Here is a 17662-nt window from a genome sequence, read left to right as displayed (position 1 = left end):
CGTGGGAACGATCAGAAGAGCGGTGGACTGTCAGTAGACATCCCTTCGATAACGTCCCTGCTCGATCAGCCGTTCCACTTCCTCGCGCCCCAGCACCAGGTTGAGCACGTGATCCACCCCCGAGGCCATCCCTTTCAGGCTGCCGCACACGTAGATCACCGCGCCGTCGGCCAGCCATTGCTTGAGCAACGCCGCCGATTCCAGCAGGCGGTCCTGGACGTAGATTTTCCGTTCCTGATCCCGTGAGAACGCCAGGTCCAGGCGTTCCAGATCGCCGGAGGTAAGCCATTCCTGCAGCTCATCGCGGCAGTGGAAATCGTGCTCGCGGTTGCGCTCGCCAAACAACAGCCAGTTGCGCTGCATGTTTTCGGCGACGCGGGCCTTGAGCAAGCTGCGCAGGCCGGCCAGGCCGGTGCCGTTGCCCAGCAGAATCATCGGCACGCCTTGGGGCGGCAAATGGAAGCTGCTGTTGCGCCGCACACGCAGGCTGATGGCGCTGCCCAACGGTGCGTGTTCGGTGAGCCATCCGGAGCCGACGCCCAGGCTGCCGTCGGCATGACATTCCTGGCGTACGATCAGCTCCAGGACACCGTCGGCCGGGATCGATGCGATGGAGTATTCGCGCATGCCGAGAGGCGCCAACGCATCCACCAGGGCTTGGGCATGCAGGCCCACCAGATGGGTGCGATTTGCCGGCAGTTGGCGCGTCGCGAGGGCTTGTTCGAGCGTCTGCTGCAAACCATCGACCTGTACCCGAGCGACCCCGGCGATGCCCAGGCCATCGAGGAAATGTTCGATGGCCCACGGGTCGTTGCGTGGCAGGACTTCCACCAGGTCACCGGCCAGCCAACTGCTCGGGCTGGGGGCGGTGAGGCCCAGCAGGTAGACGCCTGAACCACTGCTGTCGGGATTGAGCAAGGTGCGTTGGCTCAGCGTCCAGTTCTCGAAGCTCGGTGGCTGCCAGGTATTCGCCGGGGCCTGGCCGGTCAATTCGGCCAGTTGCTGTTGCCAATGACGCAAGGCGTAAGGGTCGCCACTGTCGACTTCCACCGGCGCGAACAACGTCTTGCCGCCGTGTTCCGCCAGCCAGGCGTGCAGGCGCCGGGCGAAGCCGCAGAAGTTTTCATATTGCCGGTCGCCCAGGCCCAGCACCGAGTACCGCAGGCTTTCCAAGCTCAGGGCGCGGCCCAGCACCTTGCGTTCGAAACCGCGAGCGCTGTCGGGGCCCTCGCCGTCGCCAAACGTACTGACCACGAACAAGGCACGGGTGGAAGTGCTCAGGTCCTGCTCGCTGACGCCGGCCAGCGGCCGCACCTTCACCGGCAACCCGGCGGCCTGCAGTTGGCCGGCAGTCTGCCAGGCCAGTTGCTCGGCGAAACCGCTCTGGCTGGCGAAGCCGATCAGCCACGCCGGGGCATCGCCGGGAGGGCTGGCGAGCGCCTGGCGAGCCTGCCGGACCTGGCGTTTTTTGCGCCGACGATCCAGGTACAGCAACCAGCCGGTGATGAAAAACAGCGGCATGGCCAGGGCGGCGACGGTCACCAGAATCCGTCCAACCAGGCCGAAATAGCTGCCGACATGCAGCGCATAGATGCTGGTCAGCAGTTGCGCCTTGAAGCTTTTATCGCTGTAGCGGCTGTGACGGCTGATCACACCGGTGGCCGGGTCGAGCATGATCTGGTTCAGCGCCCGGTCGTGGGGCGAGTTCTTCAGCAGATAGAACACTGTCGCCGGTTGACCCGCCACCGGCGGCATGCGCACGTTATACGCGGACAGGCCGGGACCGGCGGCGCTGTAGATGCTGCTCCACATTGCCCGATAATCGGCGATCGGCGCCGGGCCGCTCGGTGCGGGACCACGGGTACGCACGCGCTCTTCGTTGGGCGAGTCGGAGAGCAGGCGGGTCACGCCGTTGCTGTACCACTCGTAAGACCAAGTCAGCCCGGTCAGGGCGGCCAACAGATAAAAGACCAGGCACCAGGTGCCCGCAACCGAATGCAGGTCCCAGTTGAAGCTGCGGCCCTTCTTCGCCCAATCGAGGGTCAGCCAGGCGCGCCAGTTTTTCCACTGGCGCGGCCAGCGCAGGTACAGCCCGGACAGGCAGAAGAACACCAGGATCAGCGTGCACGCGCCGGTGATCTGCCGGCCGATGTCGTCCAGAGTCAGGACGCGGTGCAGCCTGAGCATCAGGCCGAAGAAATCCTGACCCACTACATCACCCATGAACTGCGCGTTGTAGGGATTGAAGTAGCGCATCGGTCCGCGTTTCTCTCCGGGCGGGGCCGTGAAAATCGCCCGCGCGGCGTTGCCGCTGTCGGTCTCGACCCAGAGCATGGCGACGGTTTTGCCGGTCGCGGCTTCAATTTGTTCCACCAGTTCGGCGGGCGGCAGCACGCCAGCCGGTTGCTTCTCAACCGTCAAAACCTGAGGGTTCAGCGCCCGCAGGATCTCGTCCTGGAACGACACCACCGCACCGGTAACGCCCATCAACGCCAGGACTAGCCCGGCACTGATGCCGAAGAACCAGTGCAACTGGAACAGGGATTTCTTCAACACGTTGCCCGCCTCGTTCATTCGTTACATTCATCACGGCGTGCATTATGCCGTGTGTTATCGAGAACCATTCATAAACGCACCAAAAAGTCCCGGTCATTTGCGTGAGCGGTTTTTTTGCCTACCGCTTTCCCTGTGGCAAGGGAGCTTGCTCCCGCTCGGCTGCCCAGCAGTCGTCACCCAAGGAGGGGGCCGCTTTGCGGCCCAGCGGGAGCAAGCTCCCTCGCCACAGGATCGGGCTGGCTTAGAAGTGAAAGTTGGTGCTCAGCACAGCGCAGCGCAAATCACGCTGAACTACGCACCATGGCCTGTGCCTATCGGCGTCGACTCGCTCAGTTCACCGGCGGTCACCAATTACTGTAACTCGACTTGCCACCCTGTTTTTTCCATTGAGAAGTTCTGTGGCGATAAAGCGATCGATTTCTAATTTCAGAGTTTTTACAGGTCGAGTCAAATGATTTGCTCCTTGGTGTGCCTGACTGTTTTGTTTGTTAATACTTGAGGAGTTGTGGCGTGTCGCAGGAATATCCTAGAGTCTTTTTGCGCGCTTTGATAATTGGCGTATTAAATAATGATTAACTTAATGACAGGAAGTCTATGATGGAAGTCGAGTTGGATGACAAGATAGTCAAGGCGGCCGCGGAGGCGCCTGAGGTGTTTGTAAAAGCGTCCCTCGGTGAGGGCGAAGAAAATAACAGGCAACCGGGGATACAGCTAACCAAGGAACAGATCATCAGCCTGAAGAAATATGAAGTGCTGGGTTTATCGCTTCCTGTTCGTATACAAGATGTGGAAGTGTACTTGAATTATGGCGCGGGTGACGTGGGCGGACGGGGGCTCAGGGCCGTTGACTTTCAGAAGACATTCGCCACCACGTATGATCATGCCAAACGTTGGACGCCTTTGCGTGAGAATATCATGCAGACGGGAAATCATCTGAGCAGCTTCTCGAGGAAAGTCACCAGATACGGCAGGGGAATAATTAATGTCTATGAGTATCTTGAAGTTTCGAAGTATTTAACGGAGCATAAAATCAACACAGTCGAAGCGTATTTCGAGCTCATGCGCACCCTGCCCAATCTTCCGGACTTGACGGTGGAAAGGGCGGATATCGATGAAATACAAGATTATCTTAAGGAGATGTTGTTCGAAGTCCGAAGCAATCATGTGAAGGCCGAACAGGTGAGGCGCGAGCTTGATAGTTTTGGTGCCGATATGCGCGAGAAGGTGCTGCCGGAGGTCAAGTTGCGATTAAAAGCGGTCAGCGACAATACCTATAAGCAGGATATTCAAATCATTCAGGATGTAATCGATCAGCGTGCCGCTCGTATTGACGATCTCAATCGGCAATATGCCGAGATGGTTAAAGAGGCGATTATCGCCGCAGCGACCATGAATATCGGCGGATTGATTATGGGTATCTATCAAGGCGTCAAGGCTGAAGAGCTGCGCAAAGAACGCAATCGATTGAAAGGCGAACAGGATGACGATATTCAGACGCTGGCGAGTAAAAGTCAGACGCTAACTTCGTTGAATCGTGTGCGCGGCGATCTTCAAAATCTAAGTGCTGTAACGATTGAGGCGGAGGCGGCGACGCAGAACCTCATGTTGATGTGGAACTCGCTAAGCAAATTTATCGAGGCGTCTTCGGAACATGTTGAAAAAGTAGAAAACGCCATCAGGCTGCGCATGTTCATTATCCAGATTGAGTTGGTGGTTTCGCCTTGGGAGGATGAGATTCAACATCGTTCCGATGCGCTGCTGGCGATTTTTGACGCGGCCGAGAAGGAGTATCAAGCGGGTAACTTAATTAAACCAAGGATGGCGAGAATGTACTCCATATCGAATGAATCGTACTATCCACAACCGGATGTCAGTGCGTTGTTGGGCTCTAATGAGGGCATGCAGAGGTCTAGGACACAGGCGCAGTTACTTGTAGAGTTTCACGATTATTTGCCCGATGTGGTAAGAACAATGACGGGGTTGGCATCCGTAGCAAATATCGAGACGGCAGAACTTCGCAAACGCGCACAGACGACAATTTTCAATCTGGAGCGCACCGCAAAAAATCTTGAAACGTATAAAGCTCAAATCGACCGATATGATGATGAGGAAGATAAGGAGGCTTTTCGCTCGGAGATTGAAGTCGAACTTAATAAGATTGATAACTCAATCAGTCAAGAGGCCAGGGACTTGGGTGAAACTCAGCTGAGACTGAGTACTCACTTTGACAGGTCGGCATCGAAAGAATGGGTGCTTGTACTGGAACAGGATCTAGCCTTTACAGAGAAGCAGAAAGCTAGGGCACAAGCCAAGCGTGTCGAGCTGGATGAGCACGCCAAATCAGTTTCTGAAGCGATTGAGACGATCAGGAGAAATGGCATCGAAAAAATTGGTAAGGAGGCCCAGCTGACAGTGGAAAGCCTGACGGCGATGGGGATGGCGCCACCTCAGGTACAAGTCGCACTGCTGGCGATGGACACACTGAAAAAACTGGTCGCTGGTATTGGCGAAACGATTTCCTATATGAGTATGGTGGATGGGAACAACGCGCTTAAGGAAAGAATCCGTCAGCTTGGTATCGACATTGACGTGCAGGACAAGGAGATCGCCGTCATACAAGGGAAAATGGAGCTGGTTAAAAGCCTGGATAGCTTGGATGGTTTTCGCTTGGACTATGTCAAGGAGTTCGCAAATATCGCTGGCGCGTATGAGAGGTTCGCCAAGGTTTTTGCTCGTGAAAAAGCGCTGCCTATTGAAGAGCATACCCAGAACGTTCTCTCCGCTGTTCCCGGCTTTATTCAATATTTGCGCCCCCTTTCCAACCAATGGGCGATTTAAGATAGATTCGGCGTGAGCCGACTACGAATGTTAACTGATAAAACGTTGGCGGCCCGAGAGGCCGCCATCATCAAGGCATATCATGGACTCATTAAAAAGTAGTTTTACTGAGACTCAGCGCAGGACTCTAGATCGCCGCATATATTTTCTCGATACGCTGCGCTCGGTCTTTGACAAGATTCCGCTCGTCTTGGAGCGACGTCGCATAAGCGGTCATCAATCCGTTACATTGGCTGCGGATACACGTTTGAACAATGCGTACTTTCATGCGAAGTATCTTTTGGCACTGGAGCAAGACGTTAATGCTATTAGGGTGTCCTGCGGCGCCCATACGCAGGAGCTGAGAGTGTTCACCCAGGAGGCGCTGGGTATCACGGCGCAGACCTCAGGGCGGCAACTCCTCGCCGACCTGGATTTCCGACAGTTCAGTTTTTCCCGTTCCGAGCGCTGGATGATTGCACCACCGATGAAGATCGGGGACTTGGTCCATGAGTTTTTCATGCGTTTCATTACCGTCAGGAGCTCAATCAGACAGCTCTGGTTCAAGTTCAACGAGCTGAACAATGAGTCGTTTGGTGTGACCGCGGTGTTTACCAGTGCCATGGAGCATCGGTCCTGTCATTGTCATGCTCAACCGACGCTGGTGCAGGCGTTGTTTCAAGAGGCCGATACCACACCGCCCTGGGATATTGTTTATTCCTCCCGGGATGCCTCGGTCAGGGCTGCGGAGTACAAGGCTGATATCGCATCCTTGTCCAATGCGTTCGTCAATTTGAATTCACACATGAGCTTGTTGACCCAGGCGCTGTACCAGCAGATGCAGAGCGTAGAGAACGAACTCGATCGAGCGATTTCCTCGCGCACCTTGGGAGAGCTGAATCTGAAATTGGATACGGCGATAACAACGCTCGACCATTGCTTGACTGAGTTGAAGGATTTTGAAACCTGGCTACGAAAATAAAAAAAGGTCCATGATTGCATGGACCTTCTCTTTGACTGTCGGGGTTACACGTAAAACGACTTCAACGGCGGAAACCCATTGAACTCCACCGCGCTGTAGCTGGTGGTATAGGCCCCGGTCGACAACCAATACAGGCGATCACCGATGGCCAGGTTCAACGGCAAGCCGTACTTGTAGTTTTCGTACATGATGTCGGCGCTGTCGCAGGTAGGGCCGGCGATGACCACTTCTTCCATCTCGCCTTTCTTCTCGGTCCAGATCGGGAACTTGATGGCTTCGTCCATGGTTTCGATCAGGCCGGAAAACTTGCCCACATCCGTGTACACCCAACGCTCGACCGCGGTGCGGGATTTACGCGCCACCAACACCACCTCACTGACGAGGATACCGGCGTTGGCGATCAACGAACGGCCCGGCTCCAGGATGATTTCCGGCAGCTCGTCGCCGAAGTCTTCCTTGAGGAAGCGGATGATTTCCTCGGCGTAGGTTTCCAGGCTGTTGGTGCGGGTGATGTAGTTGGCCGGGAAGCCGCCACCCATGTTGATCAGCTTCAAGACAATGCCGTCTTCTTCCTTCAAACGTTCGAAGATCACCTTGACCTTGGCGATGGCCGCGTCCCAGACGCTGATGTCGCGCTGTTGCGAGCCGACGTGGAACGAAATGCCGTAAGGCACCAGGCCCAGGTCGCGGGCCAGGATCAGCAGGTCCATGGCCATGTCGGTCTGGCAGCCGAACTTGCGCGACAACGGCCAGTCAGCGGTGGTCGAGCCTTCAGTGAGGATTCGCACATAGACCTTCGAGCCCGGCGCGGCCTTGGCGATGTTGCGCAGGTCGGCTTCGGAGTCTGTGGCGTACAGGCGCACGCCCTTCTCGTAGAAGTAGCGAATGTCGCGGGATTTCTTGATGGTGTTGCCGTAGCTGATCTGATCCGGGCCGACGCCACGGCTCATGACCTTATCCAGCTCGTAGATGGAGGCGATGTCGAAGTTCGAGCCTTTTTCCTTGAGCAGGTCGATGATTTCCACCGCCGGGTTGGCCTTGACGGCGTAGTAGACCTTGGCGAAATCGAAACCGGCGCGCAGGTCGTCATAGGCCTTGGAGATCATCGCGGTGTCGATCACCACGAACGGGGTTTCCTGCTTGTCGGCGAACGCTTTCATTTTCTGGAAAGTTTCGCGCGCGAAATAATCTTCGACCTGGATCGACATACTTGGGACTCCTACTGGCAAACATCAGGATCAATGGGTGTGAGGGCAAGCAGCCCCCGTGAACGTCCTCCGTATCCCCACTTTGGTTCGCCTACTTCCCAAGGCATGTCGCCGAAAGCAAAAAGGCCATGGGATACATGATTCCCTTGGCCTTGCTGTCTCGTCGTCAGTACTTGAGCCGGATGGATCGTTTCCAGCATGGACGTTCGGCGCGAACTTTAGGGCGTGAGGGGCCTGAGATCAACTAAAAATGTCGCGTTTCTGCACACATCCGTCGTGCGGCCTGCGACAGCTCATGATGTAACCGACCGGTGTGACAGGTTGATGTTCCCTCGGATCTGTCTCCGAGCCTGTTGAATGTCGCGCTTGCCCTTGTGGCGAGGGAGCAAGCTCCCTCGCCACAAGGGCAGTCTCGCCGCCGCCTAGGCCGACGCGGCTTCGGCCGGCGAGACAATGCTGGTCTTGCCGCCGCGTGAGCGCCCCGAGCTCAGGTACTCGGCAATCGATTCCTGGGTCACCTCCCCAAGGAACACCCGCTCGGCATCCAGCACCGGCAGCCACGAACGGTTGAACTCGTACATGCGCGACAACAGGATCCGCAGGTGCTCGTCGTAGGCGGCGGTGGCGTTGAACTCGCGCAGGTATTGTCCGCAGGTGCCGGTCTGGCGATGCAGGTCGCGACGGCGGACGTAGCCCAGGGCCTTGTTCTCGGCGCAGGTGACCACCACGTAGCGCCGGTCATGTTCGTCCATCAGCTCCAAAGCCTCGCTCACCGGCGTTTCGGGACTGACCGACGGGGCGTTGTCTGCCGCGTCTTCGGCCTTGACCAGCAACAGCCGCTTGAGCGTGCTGTCCTGGCCGACGAAATTGCTGACGAACTCATCGGCCGGGTGCGCCAGCAGCGTGTCGGGGTGATCGCACTGGACCAGCTTGCCGGCGCGGAAGATTGCGATCTTGTCCCCCAACTTGATGGCCTCGTCGATGTCGTGGCTGACCATGATCACGGTCTTGTTCAGCGCCCGTTGCATCTCGAAAAACTCGTTCTGGATCATCTCGCGGTTGATCGGGTCGACCGCGCCGAACGGTTCGTCCATCAGCAGCAGCGGCGCATCGGCCGCCAAGGCGCGGATCACGCCGATTCGCTGCTGCTGGCCGCCGGACAGTTCACGCGGATAGCGATGCAGGTATTGCTTGGGTTCGAGCTTGATCATGCTCATCAACTCGCGGGCGCGGTCGTGGCACTTCTGCTTGTCCCAACCCAACAGGCGCGGCACCACGGTGATGTTTTCCTCGATGGTCATGTTCGGGAACAGGCCGATCTGCTGGATCACGTAGCCGATGTTGCGGCGCAGGGTCACTTCGTCGAGGCCGGTGGTGTCTTCACCATTGATCAACACCTTGCCCGAAGTGGGCGGGATCAGCCGATTGATCATCTTCAGGGTGGTGCTCTTGCCACAGCCCGACGGCCCGAGGAACACGCAGATCTCGCCTTCGTTGACGATCAGGTTCACCGAGTCCACGGCCTTGACGTCCTTGCCGTTGCTCTTGAAGGTTTTGCTGAGGTTTTGAAGTTCGATCATTTGAGAAGTCCTTTAGGAGTCAGCGAGCGTTGCAGCCATTGCAAAAGCAGGTCGGCGAAGATGGCCAGGAGACTGACCAGTACGGCGCCGACGATCAGCATCGACATGTCGCTGCGGCTGATGGAAGCGAGGATGAGCACGCCCAGGCCACCGGCGCCGATGGTGGCGGCGATGGTCATGACGCCGATGTTCATGACCACGGCGGTGCGCACGCCGGCGAGGATCACCGGCACGGCGATGGGCAATTCGACCATGCGCAGACGTTGGCCGAACGTCATGCCAATGCCGCGAGCGGCTTCACGGATACCCGGTTCGACGCCGGTCAAGGCCAAATAGGTGTTGCGCATGATTGGCAGCAGGGAATAGAGGAACACGGCGGTGATCGCCGGCATCGGCCCCAAGCCCTGGCCGAACTTGGAATAGAACGGCAGCAACAGGCCGAACAGCGCAATCGACGGAATCGTCAGCAGCACCGTGGCGCTGGCCTGCAAGGGGCCGGCGAGCGACGGGAAGCGGGTCATGAAAATGCCCAGCGGCACGCCGACCATAATTGCCAGGGTCACGGCGATGCCCACCAGGGTGATGTGCTGCCAGGTCAGGTGCAGCACCAGCGGCCAGTCCAGATGGGAAAAGGCGTCAAGAAAATCCATGGCTTTTCCTCCAGGTCATTGGGTTGAGAGCAGCGAATGCTGGCGCAGGAAATCGGCGGCAACGGCTGAGGGGCTTTCATGGTCGACGTCCACACGGGCGTTGAGCTGGCGCATGGTTGCGTCATCAAACAGCTCGGCCAGCGGCTTGAGCTGCGCGGCCAGCTGCGGGTGCGCATCGAGGAATGCCTGACGCACCACCGGCGCGGCGGTGTAGTCGGGGAAGTAGTGTTTGTCGTCTTCCAGCAACTTCAGTTTGAACGCGTTCAAGCGCCCGTCGGTGGTGTACACCAAGCCGGCGAATACCTGGCTGTTACGCAGGGCGGTATAGACCAGGCCCGCGTCCATCTGCCGGATGTTCTTGCGGGTCAGGTTCATGCCGTACTGTTCGACCATGCCGGCCAGGCCGTCGGAGCGGTTGGCGAACTCGGTGTCCAGGGCCACCAGATGGTTCTCGTCGGCCTCGGCCTGCAACACGGTGTTCAACTGGCTGATGGAATTGATCTGCGGGTACTTTTTCGCAACTTTTTCCGGCAGCGCCAAGGCGTAGGTGTTGCTGAATTTCGACGGCGCCAGCCAGACCAGGCCCTTTTTCGCGTCGAGTTCTTTCACCCGGGCGTAGGACTGGGCGCTGTCGAGTTTTTCCGTGACGTGGTTGTAGGACACGAGCGACACGCCGGTATATTCCCACAGTAAATCCAATTGCCCGGTCTCATGAGCGCTACGGGCCAGGTTGCTGCCCAGCCCGCCGGTGACTTGCGCGTCGTAACCTTTATCGCGAAGGTATTGCGCAGTGATTTCCGCCAGCAACGTCTGCTCGGTGAACACCCGGGCGCCGAGGCGGATCAGCGGTTTTTCCGCGGCTTGGGCAAACCCTGCGAACAGCAGCAGGCAGCCCAGGATCAAGCTCAACTTCTTCATAAACGATTTCCTTTATCCAGCCAGGCTCAGGACGGGCGCAAGCCACGTTCCAGCCAGAGGCGGCTGGCGAGTGTCACCAGACCGTCGAGCAGCAATGCCAGCAGCGCCGTGCAAGCGGCGCCGAGCAACAATTGCGGCTGGTTGTTCAAGGCAATGCCGGGGAAGATCAGGCTGCCGAGACTGTTGGCACCGATCAGGAAAGCCAGTGGTGCGGTGCCGACGTTGATCGCCAACGCTACGCGCACGCCACCGACGATGATCGGCACGGCGTTGGGCAACTCGACTTTCCACAGCACCTGGCGCGGGGTCATGCCGATGCCGACGGCGGCTTCCTTGAGCGAGCCCTGGACATTCTTCAAGCCTTCATAGGTGTTGCGCACGATGGGCAGCAGCGAGGCGAGGAACAGGGCGAAGATGGCGGGTCCGCTGCCGATGCCCAGGATGCCCAGGGCAATGGCCAGCACGGCCAGGGGCGGCACGGTATTGCCGATATTGAACACTTGCATGAAGCGTTCGGCGCGCCCGACCATGCCGGGGCGGCTGAGGGCGATGCCGGCGGGGATGCCGACGATCAGGGCCGCCAGCATGGAGGCCAATACAAGCATCAGGTGCGCTTGCAGGTAAAACAGCAGGTCGTCGCGGTAACGGTGGATCGTATCGATGCCGATCCAGTGGACCAACAGGGCCAGGAGGGCGACGACGACCGCACCCCCGATAAGCCCTTTGCCATAGCGGATAGCCACAGGCGGACTCCTTTGTCTTTCAGTCGGCGCACGCTGTCCCGGGCGACAAACCGTCACGGGCTGCCGGGAAAACGTTCGCGAGAAGCAGCTCTTTTTCGGGGCCGGTAAACGGCCGTGAATTGAGCCATGAGCGCAGCCTCGTCAGGCTAACTTGCTGATTTTTCAGACCCTGACGGTTGCGCGTATCAGGGGGGTGGACGTCTCCACGGGGCAAAAGGTTCCCATGTGCGGCAGCATCTGGCCACCCTTGATGTGCTCAACGGTTCGGTTCCTGGCTCAAGTTGGGCTATAGTTTCTGCCCTTTTTTTGAATCACCTGCCAGGCGATTGCCCGTGATAAAACAGGCCGTATGGAATCGGCCGGGATCGGGCAGGGTTGAATTATATACTTGACGGAATATTCTCTTAAGGACATATTTGCAATGCCATGGATTGTCGAGTTTTGTGATGAGTTTGAGCCGGAATTCGGGGCCATGGCCGAGGCGGTTCAGGATGAACTGCTGGCCCAGCTCAAAGTACTCGAGCGATTTGGTCCGGAACTAGGGCGCCCGCAGGTGGACACTCTTAACGGCTCAAAGCACGCCAATATGAAAGAGTTGCGTTTCAAGGCGGATGATGGGGTCTGGCGTGTGGCCTTCGCGTTCGATCCGGAAAGGAAAGCTGTCCTGCTGGTTGGTGATGACAAGTCAGGCGGTAGCCAGAAGAAGTTCTATAAGGACTTGATCAAGACAGCAGATGTCCGCTTTGACCGGCATCTGAGCACACTGAAGAAAGGGTAAGGCAATGGCTAAGTCAATCGACGAGATTATGAAAGGGCTTCCCGCTGCCCGTCGACAAAAGATCGAACAGCGCGGCGCGGAGCTCATTGCAGAACAGATGACCTTGCAGGAACTGCGCAAGGAGCTGAATCTCACCCAGGAGACTATGGCTGGTCTTCTCCACATGAAGCAAGGCAACGTCTCTAAAGTGGAGAAGCGTACCGACATGCTGCTCTCTACGCTGCGTGAATATGTTGAGGCTATGGGGGGAACACTGGAATTGGTTGCCCGGCTTCCCGGTCGTGGCCCCGTGAAGCTGGAAGGATTTCGTGACCTGAACACGGACTGCCAGTAAGAAAAAAGGCCATCCAGACGAATGGCCTTTTGGTTTGCAGTCACCTCTTTCGGTGAGGGCGCAGTCCCAGCCAAGCGCTATCGGCCATCGTACCGAGCGCTCCCGCCCACCCTTTGTTACAATGCGCGGTTCCCTGTACTGGCCTGTGCAATCGGCCAAAAGCAAATTTTTCAGTGTGTGCATAACAGCATGCACAATCGAGATTTTGAACGATGTCCGACAGCAAAATTGTCAATGAAGTCAATGCCAGACGCACTTTCGCCATTATTTCCCACCCCGATGCCGGTAAGACCACCATCACCGAAAAGCTTTTGCTGATGGGCAAGGCGATTGCGGTGGCCGGCACGGTGAAATCCCGCAAGTCCGACCGCCATGCCACCTCCGACTGGATGGAAATGGAAAAACAACGGGGTATCTCCATTACCACGTCGGTCATGCAATTCCCGTATCGCGATCACATGATCAACCTGCTCGACACCCCGGGCCACGAAGACTTCTCCGAAGACACCTACCGCACCCTGACCGCGGTGGACTCGGCCTTGATGGTCCTCGACGGCGGTAAGGGCGTCGAGCCACGGACCATTGCGCTGATGGACGTCTGCCGTCTGCGGGACACGCCGATCGTCAGCTTCATCAACAAACTCGACCGCGACATCCGCGACCCGATCGAACTGCTCGACGAGATCGAAGCGGTCCTGAAGATCAAGGCCGCGCCGATCACCTGGCCGATCGGTTGCTACCGCGACTTCAAGGGCGTGTACCACCTGGCCGACGACTACATCATCGTCTACACCGCCGGTCACGGTCATGAACGCACCGAAACCAAGATCATCGAGAAGCTCGACTCCGACGAAGCCCGCGCGCACCTGGGCGATGAGTACGACCGCTTCGTCGACCAGTTGGAGCTGGTTCAGGGCGCCTGCCATGAGTTCAACCAGCAGGAATTCCTCGACGGCCAACTGACCCCGGTGTTCTTCGGCACCGCCCTGGGCAACTTCGGCGTGGACCATGTGCTCGACGCAGTGGTTGACTGGGCCCCGCGCCCGCTGGCACGGGTCGCCAACGAGCGCACCGTGGAGCCGGTGGAAGAAAAGTTCGCCGGCTTCGTGTTCAAGATCCAGGCGAACATGGACCCCAAGCACCGCGACCGCATCGCCTTCATGCGCATCTGCTCCGGCAAGTACGAAAAAGGCATGAAGATGCGCCACGTGCGCACCGGCAAGGACGTGCGCATCGGCGACGCCTTGACCTTTTTCTCGTCAGAACGCGAGCAACTGGAAGAAGCCTTCGCCGGTGACATCATCGGCCTGCACAACCACGGCACCATCCAGATCGGCGACACCTTCACCGAAGGCGAGGCCCTGGGCTTCACCGGTATCCCGCACTTCGCCCCGGAACTGTTCCGCCGCGTGCGCCTGAAGGACCCGCTCAAGTCCAAGCAACTGCGCCAAGGTTTGCAGCAACTGGCCGAAGAGGGCGCCACCCAGGTGTTCTTCCCGGAGCGCAGCAACGACATCATCCTCGGCGCCGTCGGTGTGCTGCAGTTCGACGTCGTCGCCAGCCGCTTGAAAGAGGAATACAAGGTCGAGTGCTCCTACGAGCCGATCACTGTGTACTCCGCCCGCTGGATTGAATGCGACGACAAGAAAAAACTCGAGGAATTCTCCAACAAGGCTGTGGAAAACCTCGCGCTGGACGGCGGTGGGCATTTGACCTACCTGGCGCCAACACGGGTCAACCTGGCGCTGATGGAAGAGCGCTGGCCGGATGTGAAATTCCGCGCGACCCGTGAGCATCACTAAGCGCTGAACGTTGAAACCGAAACCTGTGGGAGCAAAGCTTGCTCGCGATAGCGGTGGGTCGGCTTGCATGGGGCGGCGAGCTGGCGACCTTGTAGTCGAGGCGTCTACAAGTGCCAGCCAGCCCTTTCGGTTTGGGGCGAGTTGCTAGCGTGGATCGGCAATATCCAGCGCCCGATTCGCCAGCAGCTCACTTACCTCAATCATCTGCAGGATCCCCATCGCAACATGCCGGCGAGAACCCTCAAGATCAAACACCAAGTCGCTGATCATGGCGTTGGCCGAGGCCAGGTTTTCGCTGAGGTTGGCGAGCAGGCTTTCAGTATCGATGCTCTCGACGACTGTGAAGAGCTGACTTGCTGGTAGATCTTTCTTGGGCTTGGCCTGTTCCGGCTTCAAATAATAATCGAGCGCCCGCTCAGTGGCTTCGTGGAATTTTTCCGGGTCGAGGCTTGAGTAGGACGAGGTGGGGTCTGATTCTGGTGGGTTGGGTGTGGCTTTGAACATGATGACGCTCCTATGGGGAATGGGAGCCGCCAATACCTGTCGCTAAACAGAATGGTGGCGACTGCACGCAGGTTAGCGAACCGGACATAGGCACCCGGCAGACCCGAAGGTCTCCCACATACAGCCGCCATAACGTAGTTGCGGTGAGATCCCGCAATAAAGCATGGCTGCTTACGTGCCTATGGTTCAGGTCGCTAAACCCGACCGCTGATTTTCAGCGACCCGGTAACCATAGAGTCCCGGCCCAAGGCGCACAAGCGGGCGGATTCTGGCTTAGTTGTAGGCAAAGGCGCAAGGCAATGTAGCCTCGAGACTAGCGCTCCTGCCTATTCAGAGCTAGCTTTTCTTGAACACTGTCGTGTCCCGGCTTTATCCGGAAAGAAGGATTCTTTATCAGTTATTGTGCACGACTGAAAGTCTTGAGAAATTTCGTTGGGGGGCAAAAATTAGAAGGCATCCAGCCGTTTTTATTTACGCGGCCATGAGCGCTTCGGGTTAATAAAGTGTAAGGGAAGGCGGCGCGTATATACGCCGCTTTTCTCTGGGTCGTTTTAATTTTCAATACCTGTTGTGATCGACTAATCCTGTCCTCAATGCTATAAATTGGTATATTTGCTATTTTGAAGTTATGATCTGCAGCGTAATATCTTTTAATGGTATGGATGTTATTCTAGAAATATTACCCTTGATTTCCTCAGGGTTTCCTGTTATTGAGCCCTCTAATCGTACTGCTATCTCAGTCTCTGAAATGCCTAATTTGAACATGGGTGCATTTACAGTTATAAGATATTGACGTAGGTCTTTTAATTTAGGGTCCTGAATTCTGATGCTATCTCTAGAGAGATCTTTTGCTAGAAAAACATGCTTTCTGAGTATGCAAGTCCACTCAGTATAGACAGGCCCAGTGCCAGATGGAAAAACTAAAAAGCTGCTCCCTTCCGCCCTAGTATAGCCGTAAGAAACATCTGAGTTCTTTTGAGTTACTAAGACCTTTACGGCGGGGTTTGCAATTATGCGCTCCACATTAGTTATTATTTCTTCCTCTGTAGCTCTAGTTCCAGGCATGTTAATCATTAAATTGTCTACGTTGTTTATCTTTTTGTATCCAAAGAATATGCCATAGCCTACCGTACTATCCGACCAAGTTATCAGGCGACTTATTTCTCCCATTGCTGGCAGTCTCAAGGGGCCTAAACAATGTATGGGGTCATACCCGTTAAATTCCAACCCTGCTGGTTCTTGTCCGGCAAGTGTTGTTTCTATATATGTTCTCTGGTTCATTTCTTTTATAGTCAATAATCCAATTATATTTTTGTTTTCTAATTCTTTGTTTGCTGAGTCTATGTTCATTGCCATATTCCTATTTTTAAAGGTTGATTGGCTAGCCAGGTTTGTCCTTTAACTTAAGAAGCAACTCCCTTCGCAGGTCGTCCAGCAGTAGTGCGAGGACCGATGCTGAACGAGGGAGCGTCGCCACGTACGGCGAAACACCAGCGTGGCACGGGTTCGATAGTAAGTCCGCGCATGCCGTCCGTATACTGTCAGGACTGACAGGTGTCGACGAAGGTCAGCTTGCCTGGATGCTGGATGTGCCACCGTCATCGCGAGCAGGCTCGCTCCCACATTGTTTTTGGAAGTTAGCTGGTTTGGAGATAACGCTTATTCGAAACCAATCTGTAGGGCGGGGGGCATTTTGGGTGGTTCGGCAGCGTCCTATCTGGTGAACCGGCCTGTTCAGAACTAGATTTCTTGAGCGCCGTCGGGCTCCGGCTTTATCCGGAACAGAAGGAATGGGTTATGAATAAGCTGCTACGCATGATGTTTTTGCTAAAGGTGTTGGTGATGTCGTCCCTCGGTTCCACCGCTGCGTGGGCTGAGTGCGATGAGCATGAAAAGCACGCGTCGAGTGGCTCGGTGGCGCAGGGTGAGTTGATGCTTGCCGCGACCGATGCGGATGCAGGTGATCCGGACGATGGCGAGGATGATTATGGTTCGCCCGTCGATCCGCCGGACGGTGATGAGGATGAAGAGGGCGATAGCCAGACGTAGGTTCTGGCCTGAACAAAACCTCTCCAGCCTCCACTGAGATTCAGTCGGGGCTGGAGGGGTTTTTCATGTCGGGTGCATGACCCAAGGCGAAGTTATAACCCCTGTGGCGAGGGGATTTATCCCCGTTGGGCTGCGCAGCAGCTCCAACAGCAACGACCCCGATCTTACTGGCACACCGAGTTGTCTGGGTGGGGGCCGCTGCGCAGCCCAACGGGGATAAATCCCCTCGCCACAGGTGCTCTATCTGTCTTTTCCTTATGCCTTATGCCTTATGCCTTATGCCGCGCCGTCGAGGAATCGCTCGGCGTAGTGACACGCCACCAGCCGGTTATCGAGCGGGCGCAACGCCGGTTCTTCGGTCTTGCATCGCTCGGTCGCGTACGGGCAGCGCTTGTGAAAGGCGCAGCCGGACGGTGGGTTGAGCGGGTTGGGCAGTCGCCGACGATCTTGATCATCGGCTTGTTCAACAGTTCCTCTTCCTGATCTTTGGCGACGTCAACCCTGCAACGCAGCTCTCTTGCGTTCTTCGCGGGCGCGGGCAGCCGCCAGCAGTTGTTCGGCTATGCGCATTTCCAGACGCTCCTCACCGAGCCGGATGAACAACGGATGGCCGACAATGGTCGCGTCGAGTTCATAACCGCGTCCTTCGAGTTCTCGCATCCAGTAGTTGCCATCAATCAGCGTACGCCGCAGCTCCACCACATCGCTTCGCAGCATGGGGGCGTATTGGGTTTTCCATTG

Annotated in this window: 15 protein-coding genes and 1 pseudogene; 6 read left to right on the top strand and 10 right to left on the bottom strand. The window is 56.9% G+C overall.

Features of this window, described 5'->3' with window-relative positions; all coding sequences use genetic code 11:
* Window positions 1-30: 30 nt before the first annotated feature.
* A complete protein-coding gene (locus HU806_RS15110) occupies window positions 31-2556 on the bottom strand; it encodes a PepSY domain-containing protein (RefSeq protein ID WP_186612223.1) in 2526 nt (841 codons plus the stop codon).
* 594 nt (window positions 2557-3150) lie between these two features.
* Between HU806_RS15110 and HU806_RS15105 the strand changes: the two genes are divergently transcribed.
* Both HU806_RS15105 and HU806_RS15100 read left to right on the top strand, forming a co-directional pair.
* A complete protein-coding gene (locus HU806_RS15105) occupies window positions 3151-5394 on the top strand; it encodes an alpha-xenorhabdolysin family binary toxin subunit A (protein ID WP_238350187.1) in 2244 nt (747 codons plus the stop codon).
* A gap of 82 nt (window positions 5395-5476) precedes the next feature.
* On the top strand, window positions 5477-6355 hold the full coding sequence (locus tag HU806_RS15100; RefSeq protein WP_186612151.1) for a hypothetical protein: 879 nt from the start codon (window positions 5477-5479) through the stop codon (window positions 6353-6355).
* Between the two features lie 44 nt (window positions 6356-6399).
* Here the strand turns inward: HU806_RS15100 and HU806_RS15095 are convergent, their stop codons facing one another.
* The 5 genes from HU806_RS15095 to HU806_RS15075 form a co-directional block, all read right to left on the bottom strand.
* Entirely contained in the window at window positions 6400-7563 is a 1164-nt protein-coding gene (locus tag HU806_RS15095) for a type III PLP-dependent enzyme (protein WP_186612150.1), read from the bottom strand.
* Between the two features lie 422 nt (window positions 7564-7985).
* Window positions 7986-9143 carry an osmoprotectant ABC transporter ATP-binding protein OsmV gene (locus tag HU806_RS15090; protein ID WP_186612149.1) on the bottom strand — a complete coding sequence of 386 codons (1158 nt, stop codon included), beginning with the start codon at window positions 9141-9143 and terminating at the stop codon, window positions 7986-7988.
* Window positions 9140-9793, bottom strand: coding sequence for an ABC transporter permease (locus HU806_RS15085; protein WP_186612148.1), 654 nt, complete (start codon window positions 9791-9793; stop codon window positions 9140-9142). The genes HU806_RS15090 and HU806_RS15085 overlap by 4 nt, the downstream gene beginning before the upstream one ends.
* Before the next feature lie 15 nt (window positions 9794-9808).
* Complete coding sequence (locus HU806_RS15080; RefSeq protein WP_186612147.1) at window positions 9809-10711, bottom strand: glycine betaine ABC transporter substrate-binding protein; 903 nt, start codon at window positions 10709-10711, stop codon at window positions 9809-9811.
* 26 nt (window positions 10712-10737) lie between these two features.
* On the bottom strand, window positions 10738-11454 hold the full coding sequence (locus HU806_RS15075) for an ABC transporter permease (RefSeq protein ID WP_186612146.1): 717 nt from the start codon (window positions 11452-11454) through the stop codon (window positions 10738-10740).
* Window positions 11455-11875: 421 nt separating this feature from the next.
* On the opposite strand from HU806_RS15075, the gene HU806_RS15070 reads away from it, so the two are divergent.
* The 3 genes from HU806_RS15070 (at window position 11876) to HU806_RS15060 (ending at window position 14368) form a co-directional block, all read left to right on the top strand.
* Window positions 11876-12232: a type II toxin-antitoxin system RelE/ParE family toxin gene (locus tag HU806_RS15070; RefSeq protein WP_186612145.1), complete on the top strand. Its 357-nt coding sequence runs from the start codon at window positions 11876-11878 to the stop codon at window positions 12230-12232.
* 4 nt (window positions 12233-12236) lie between these two features.
* A complete protein-coding gene (gene relB, locus HU806_RS15065; RefSeq protein WP_186612144.1) occupies window positions 12237-12566 on the top strand; it encodes a type II toxin-antitoxin system RelB family anti-toxin in 330 nt (109 codons plus the stop codon).
* Between the two features lie 212 nt (window positions 12567-12778).
* Complete coding sequence (locus HU806_RS15060; RefSeq protein WP_186612143.1) at window positions 12779-14368, top strand: peptide chain release factor 3; 1590 nt, start codon at window positions 12779-12781, stop codon at window positions 14366-14368.
* Window positions 14369-14512: 144 nt separating this feature from the next.
* Here HU806_RS15060 and HU806_RS15055 read toward each other — a convergent pair whose 3' ends face one another.
* Together HU806_RS15055 and HU806_RS15050 are read right to left on the bottom strand one after the other, a co-directional pair.
* The gene (locus HU806_RS15055) at window positions 14513-14872 is read right to left on the bottom strand and encodes a DUF6124 family protein (protein WP_186612142.1); all 360 of its coding nucleotides are present in this window, start codon (window positions 14870-14872) and stop codon (window positions 14513-14515) included.
* A 615-nt stretch (window positions 14873-15487) separates the two neighbouring features.
* Window positions 15488-16222, bottom strand: coding sequence for a hypothetical protein (locus HU806_RS15050; RefSeq protein WP_186612141.1), 735 nt, complete (start codon window positions 16220-16222; stop codon window positions 15488-15490).
* 447 nt (window positions 16223-16669) lie between these two features.
* Here HU806_RS15050 and HU806_RS15045 point away from each other — a divergent pair, with 447 nt between their 5' ends.
* Window positions 16670-16921: a hypothetical protein gene (locus tag HU806_RS15045; RefSeq protein ID WP_186612140.1), complete on the top strand. Its 252-nt coding sequence runs from the start codon at window positions 16670-16672 to the stop codon at window positions 16919-16921.
* Between the two features lie 276 nt (window positions 16922-17197).
* Here the strand turns inward: HU806_RS15045 and HU806_RS15040 are convergent.
* Both HU806_RS15040 and HU806_RS15035 read right to left on the bottom strand, forming a co-directional pair.
* A pseudogene (locus tag HU806_RS15040) lies at window positions 17198-17382 on the bottom strand (oligopeptide/dipeptide ABC transporter ATP-binding protein); the annotation flags it as partial.
* Between the two features lie 34 nt (window positions 17383-17416).
* A partial coding sequence (locus HU806_RS15035; RefSeq protein WP_186612139.1) for a hypothetical protein occupies window positions 17417-17662 on the bottom strand: 246 nt, incomplete at its 5' end.

Source organism: Pseudomonas sp. SWRI154 (assembly GCF_014268645.1).
Lineage (GTDB): Bacteria > Pseudomonadota > Gammaproteobacteria > Pseudomonadales > Pseudomonadaceae > Aquipseudomonas > Aquipseudomonas marvdashtae.
Note: the sequence above shows the minus strand (reverse complement) of the source record. Positions and strands in the feature narration are given on the sequence as shown.

Bases quoted from the DNA above. Each gene is read 5' to 3' on its own strand.
- HU806_RS15105 (WP_238350187.1), top strand. From the start codon at position 3,151: ATGATGGAAGTCGAGTTGGATGACAAGATAGTCAAGGCGGCCGCGGAG.
- HU806_RS15100 (WP_186612151.1), top strand. From the start codon at position 5,477: ATGGACTCATTAAAAAGTAGTTTTACTGAGACTCAGCGCAGGACTCTA.
- HU806_RS15095 (WP_186612150.1), bottom strand. From the start codon at position 7,563: ATGTCGATCCAGGTCGAAGATTATTTCGCGCGCGAAACTTTCCAGAAA.
- HU806_RS15090 (WP_186612149.1), bottom strand. From the start codon at position 9,143: ATGATCGAACTTCAAAACCTCAGCAAAACCTTCAAGAGCAACGGCAAG.
- HU806_RS15085 (WP_186612148.1), bottom strand. From the start codon at position 9,793: ATGGATTTTCTTGACGCCTTTTCCCATCTGGACTGGCCGCTGGTGCTG.
- HU806_RS15080 (WP_186612147.1), bottom strand. From the start codon at position 10,711: ATGAAGAAGTTGAGCTTGATCCTGGGCTGCCTGCTGCTGTTCGCAGGG.
- HU806_RS15070 (WP_186612145.1), top strand. From the start codon at position 11,876: ATGCCATGGATTGTCGAGTTTTGTGATGAGTTTGAGCCGGAATTCGGG.
- relB (WP_186612144.1), top strand. From the start codon at position 12,237: ATGGCTAAGTCAATCGACGAGATTATGAAAGGGCTTCCCGCTGCCCGT.
- HU806_RS15060 (WP_186612143.1), top strand. From the start codon at position 12,779: ATGTCCGACAGCAAAATTGTCAATGAAGTCAATGCCAGACGCACTTTC.
- HU806_RS15055 (WP_186612142.1), bottom strand. From the start codon at position 14,872: ATGTTCAAAGCCACACCCAACCCACCAGAATCAGACCCCACCTCGTCC.
- HU806_RS15050 (WP_186612141.1), bottom strand. From the start codon at position 16,222: ATGAACATAGACTCAGCAAACAAAGAATTAGAAAACAAAAATATAATT.
- HU806_RS15045 (WP_186612140.1), top strand. From the start codon at position 16,670: ATGAATAAGCTGCTACGCATGATGTTTTTGCTAAAGGTGTTGGTGATG.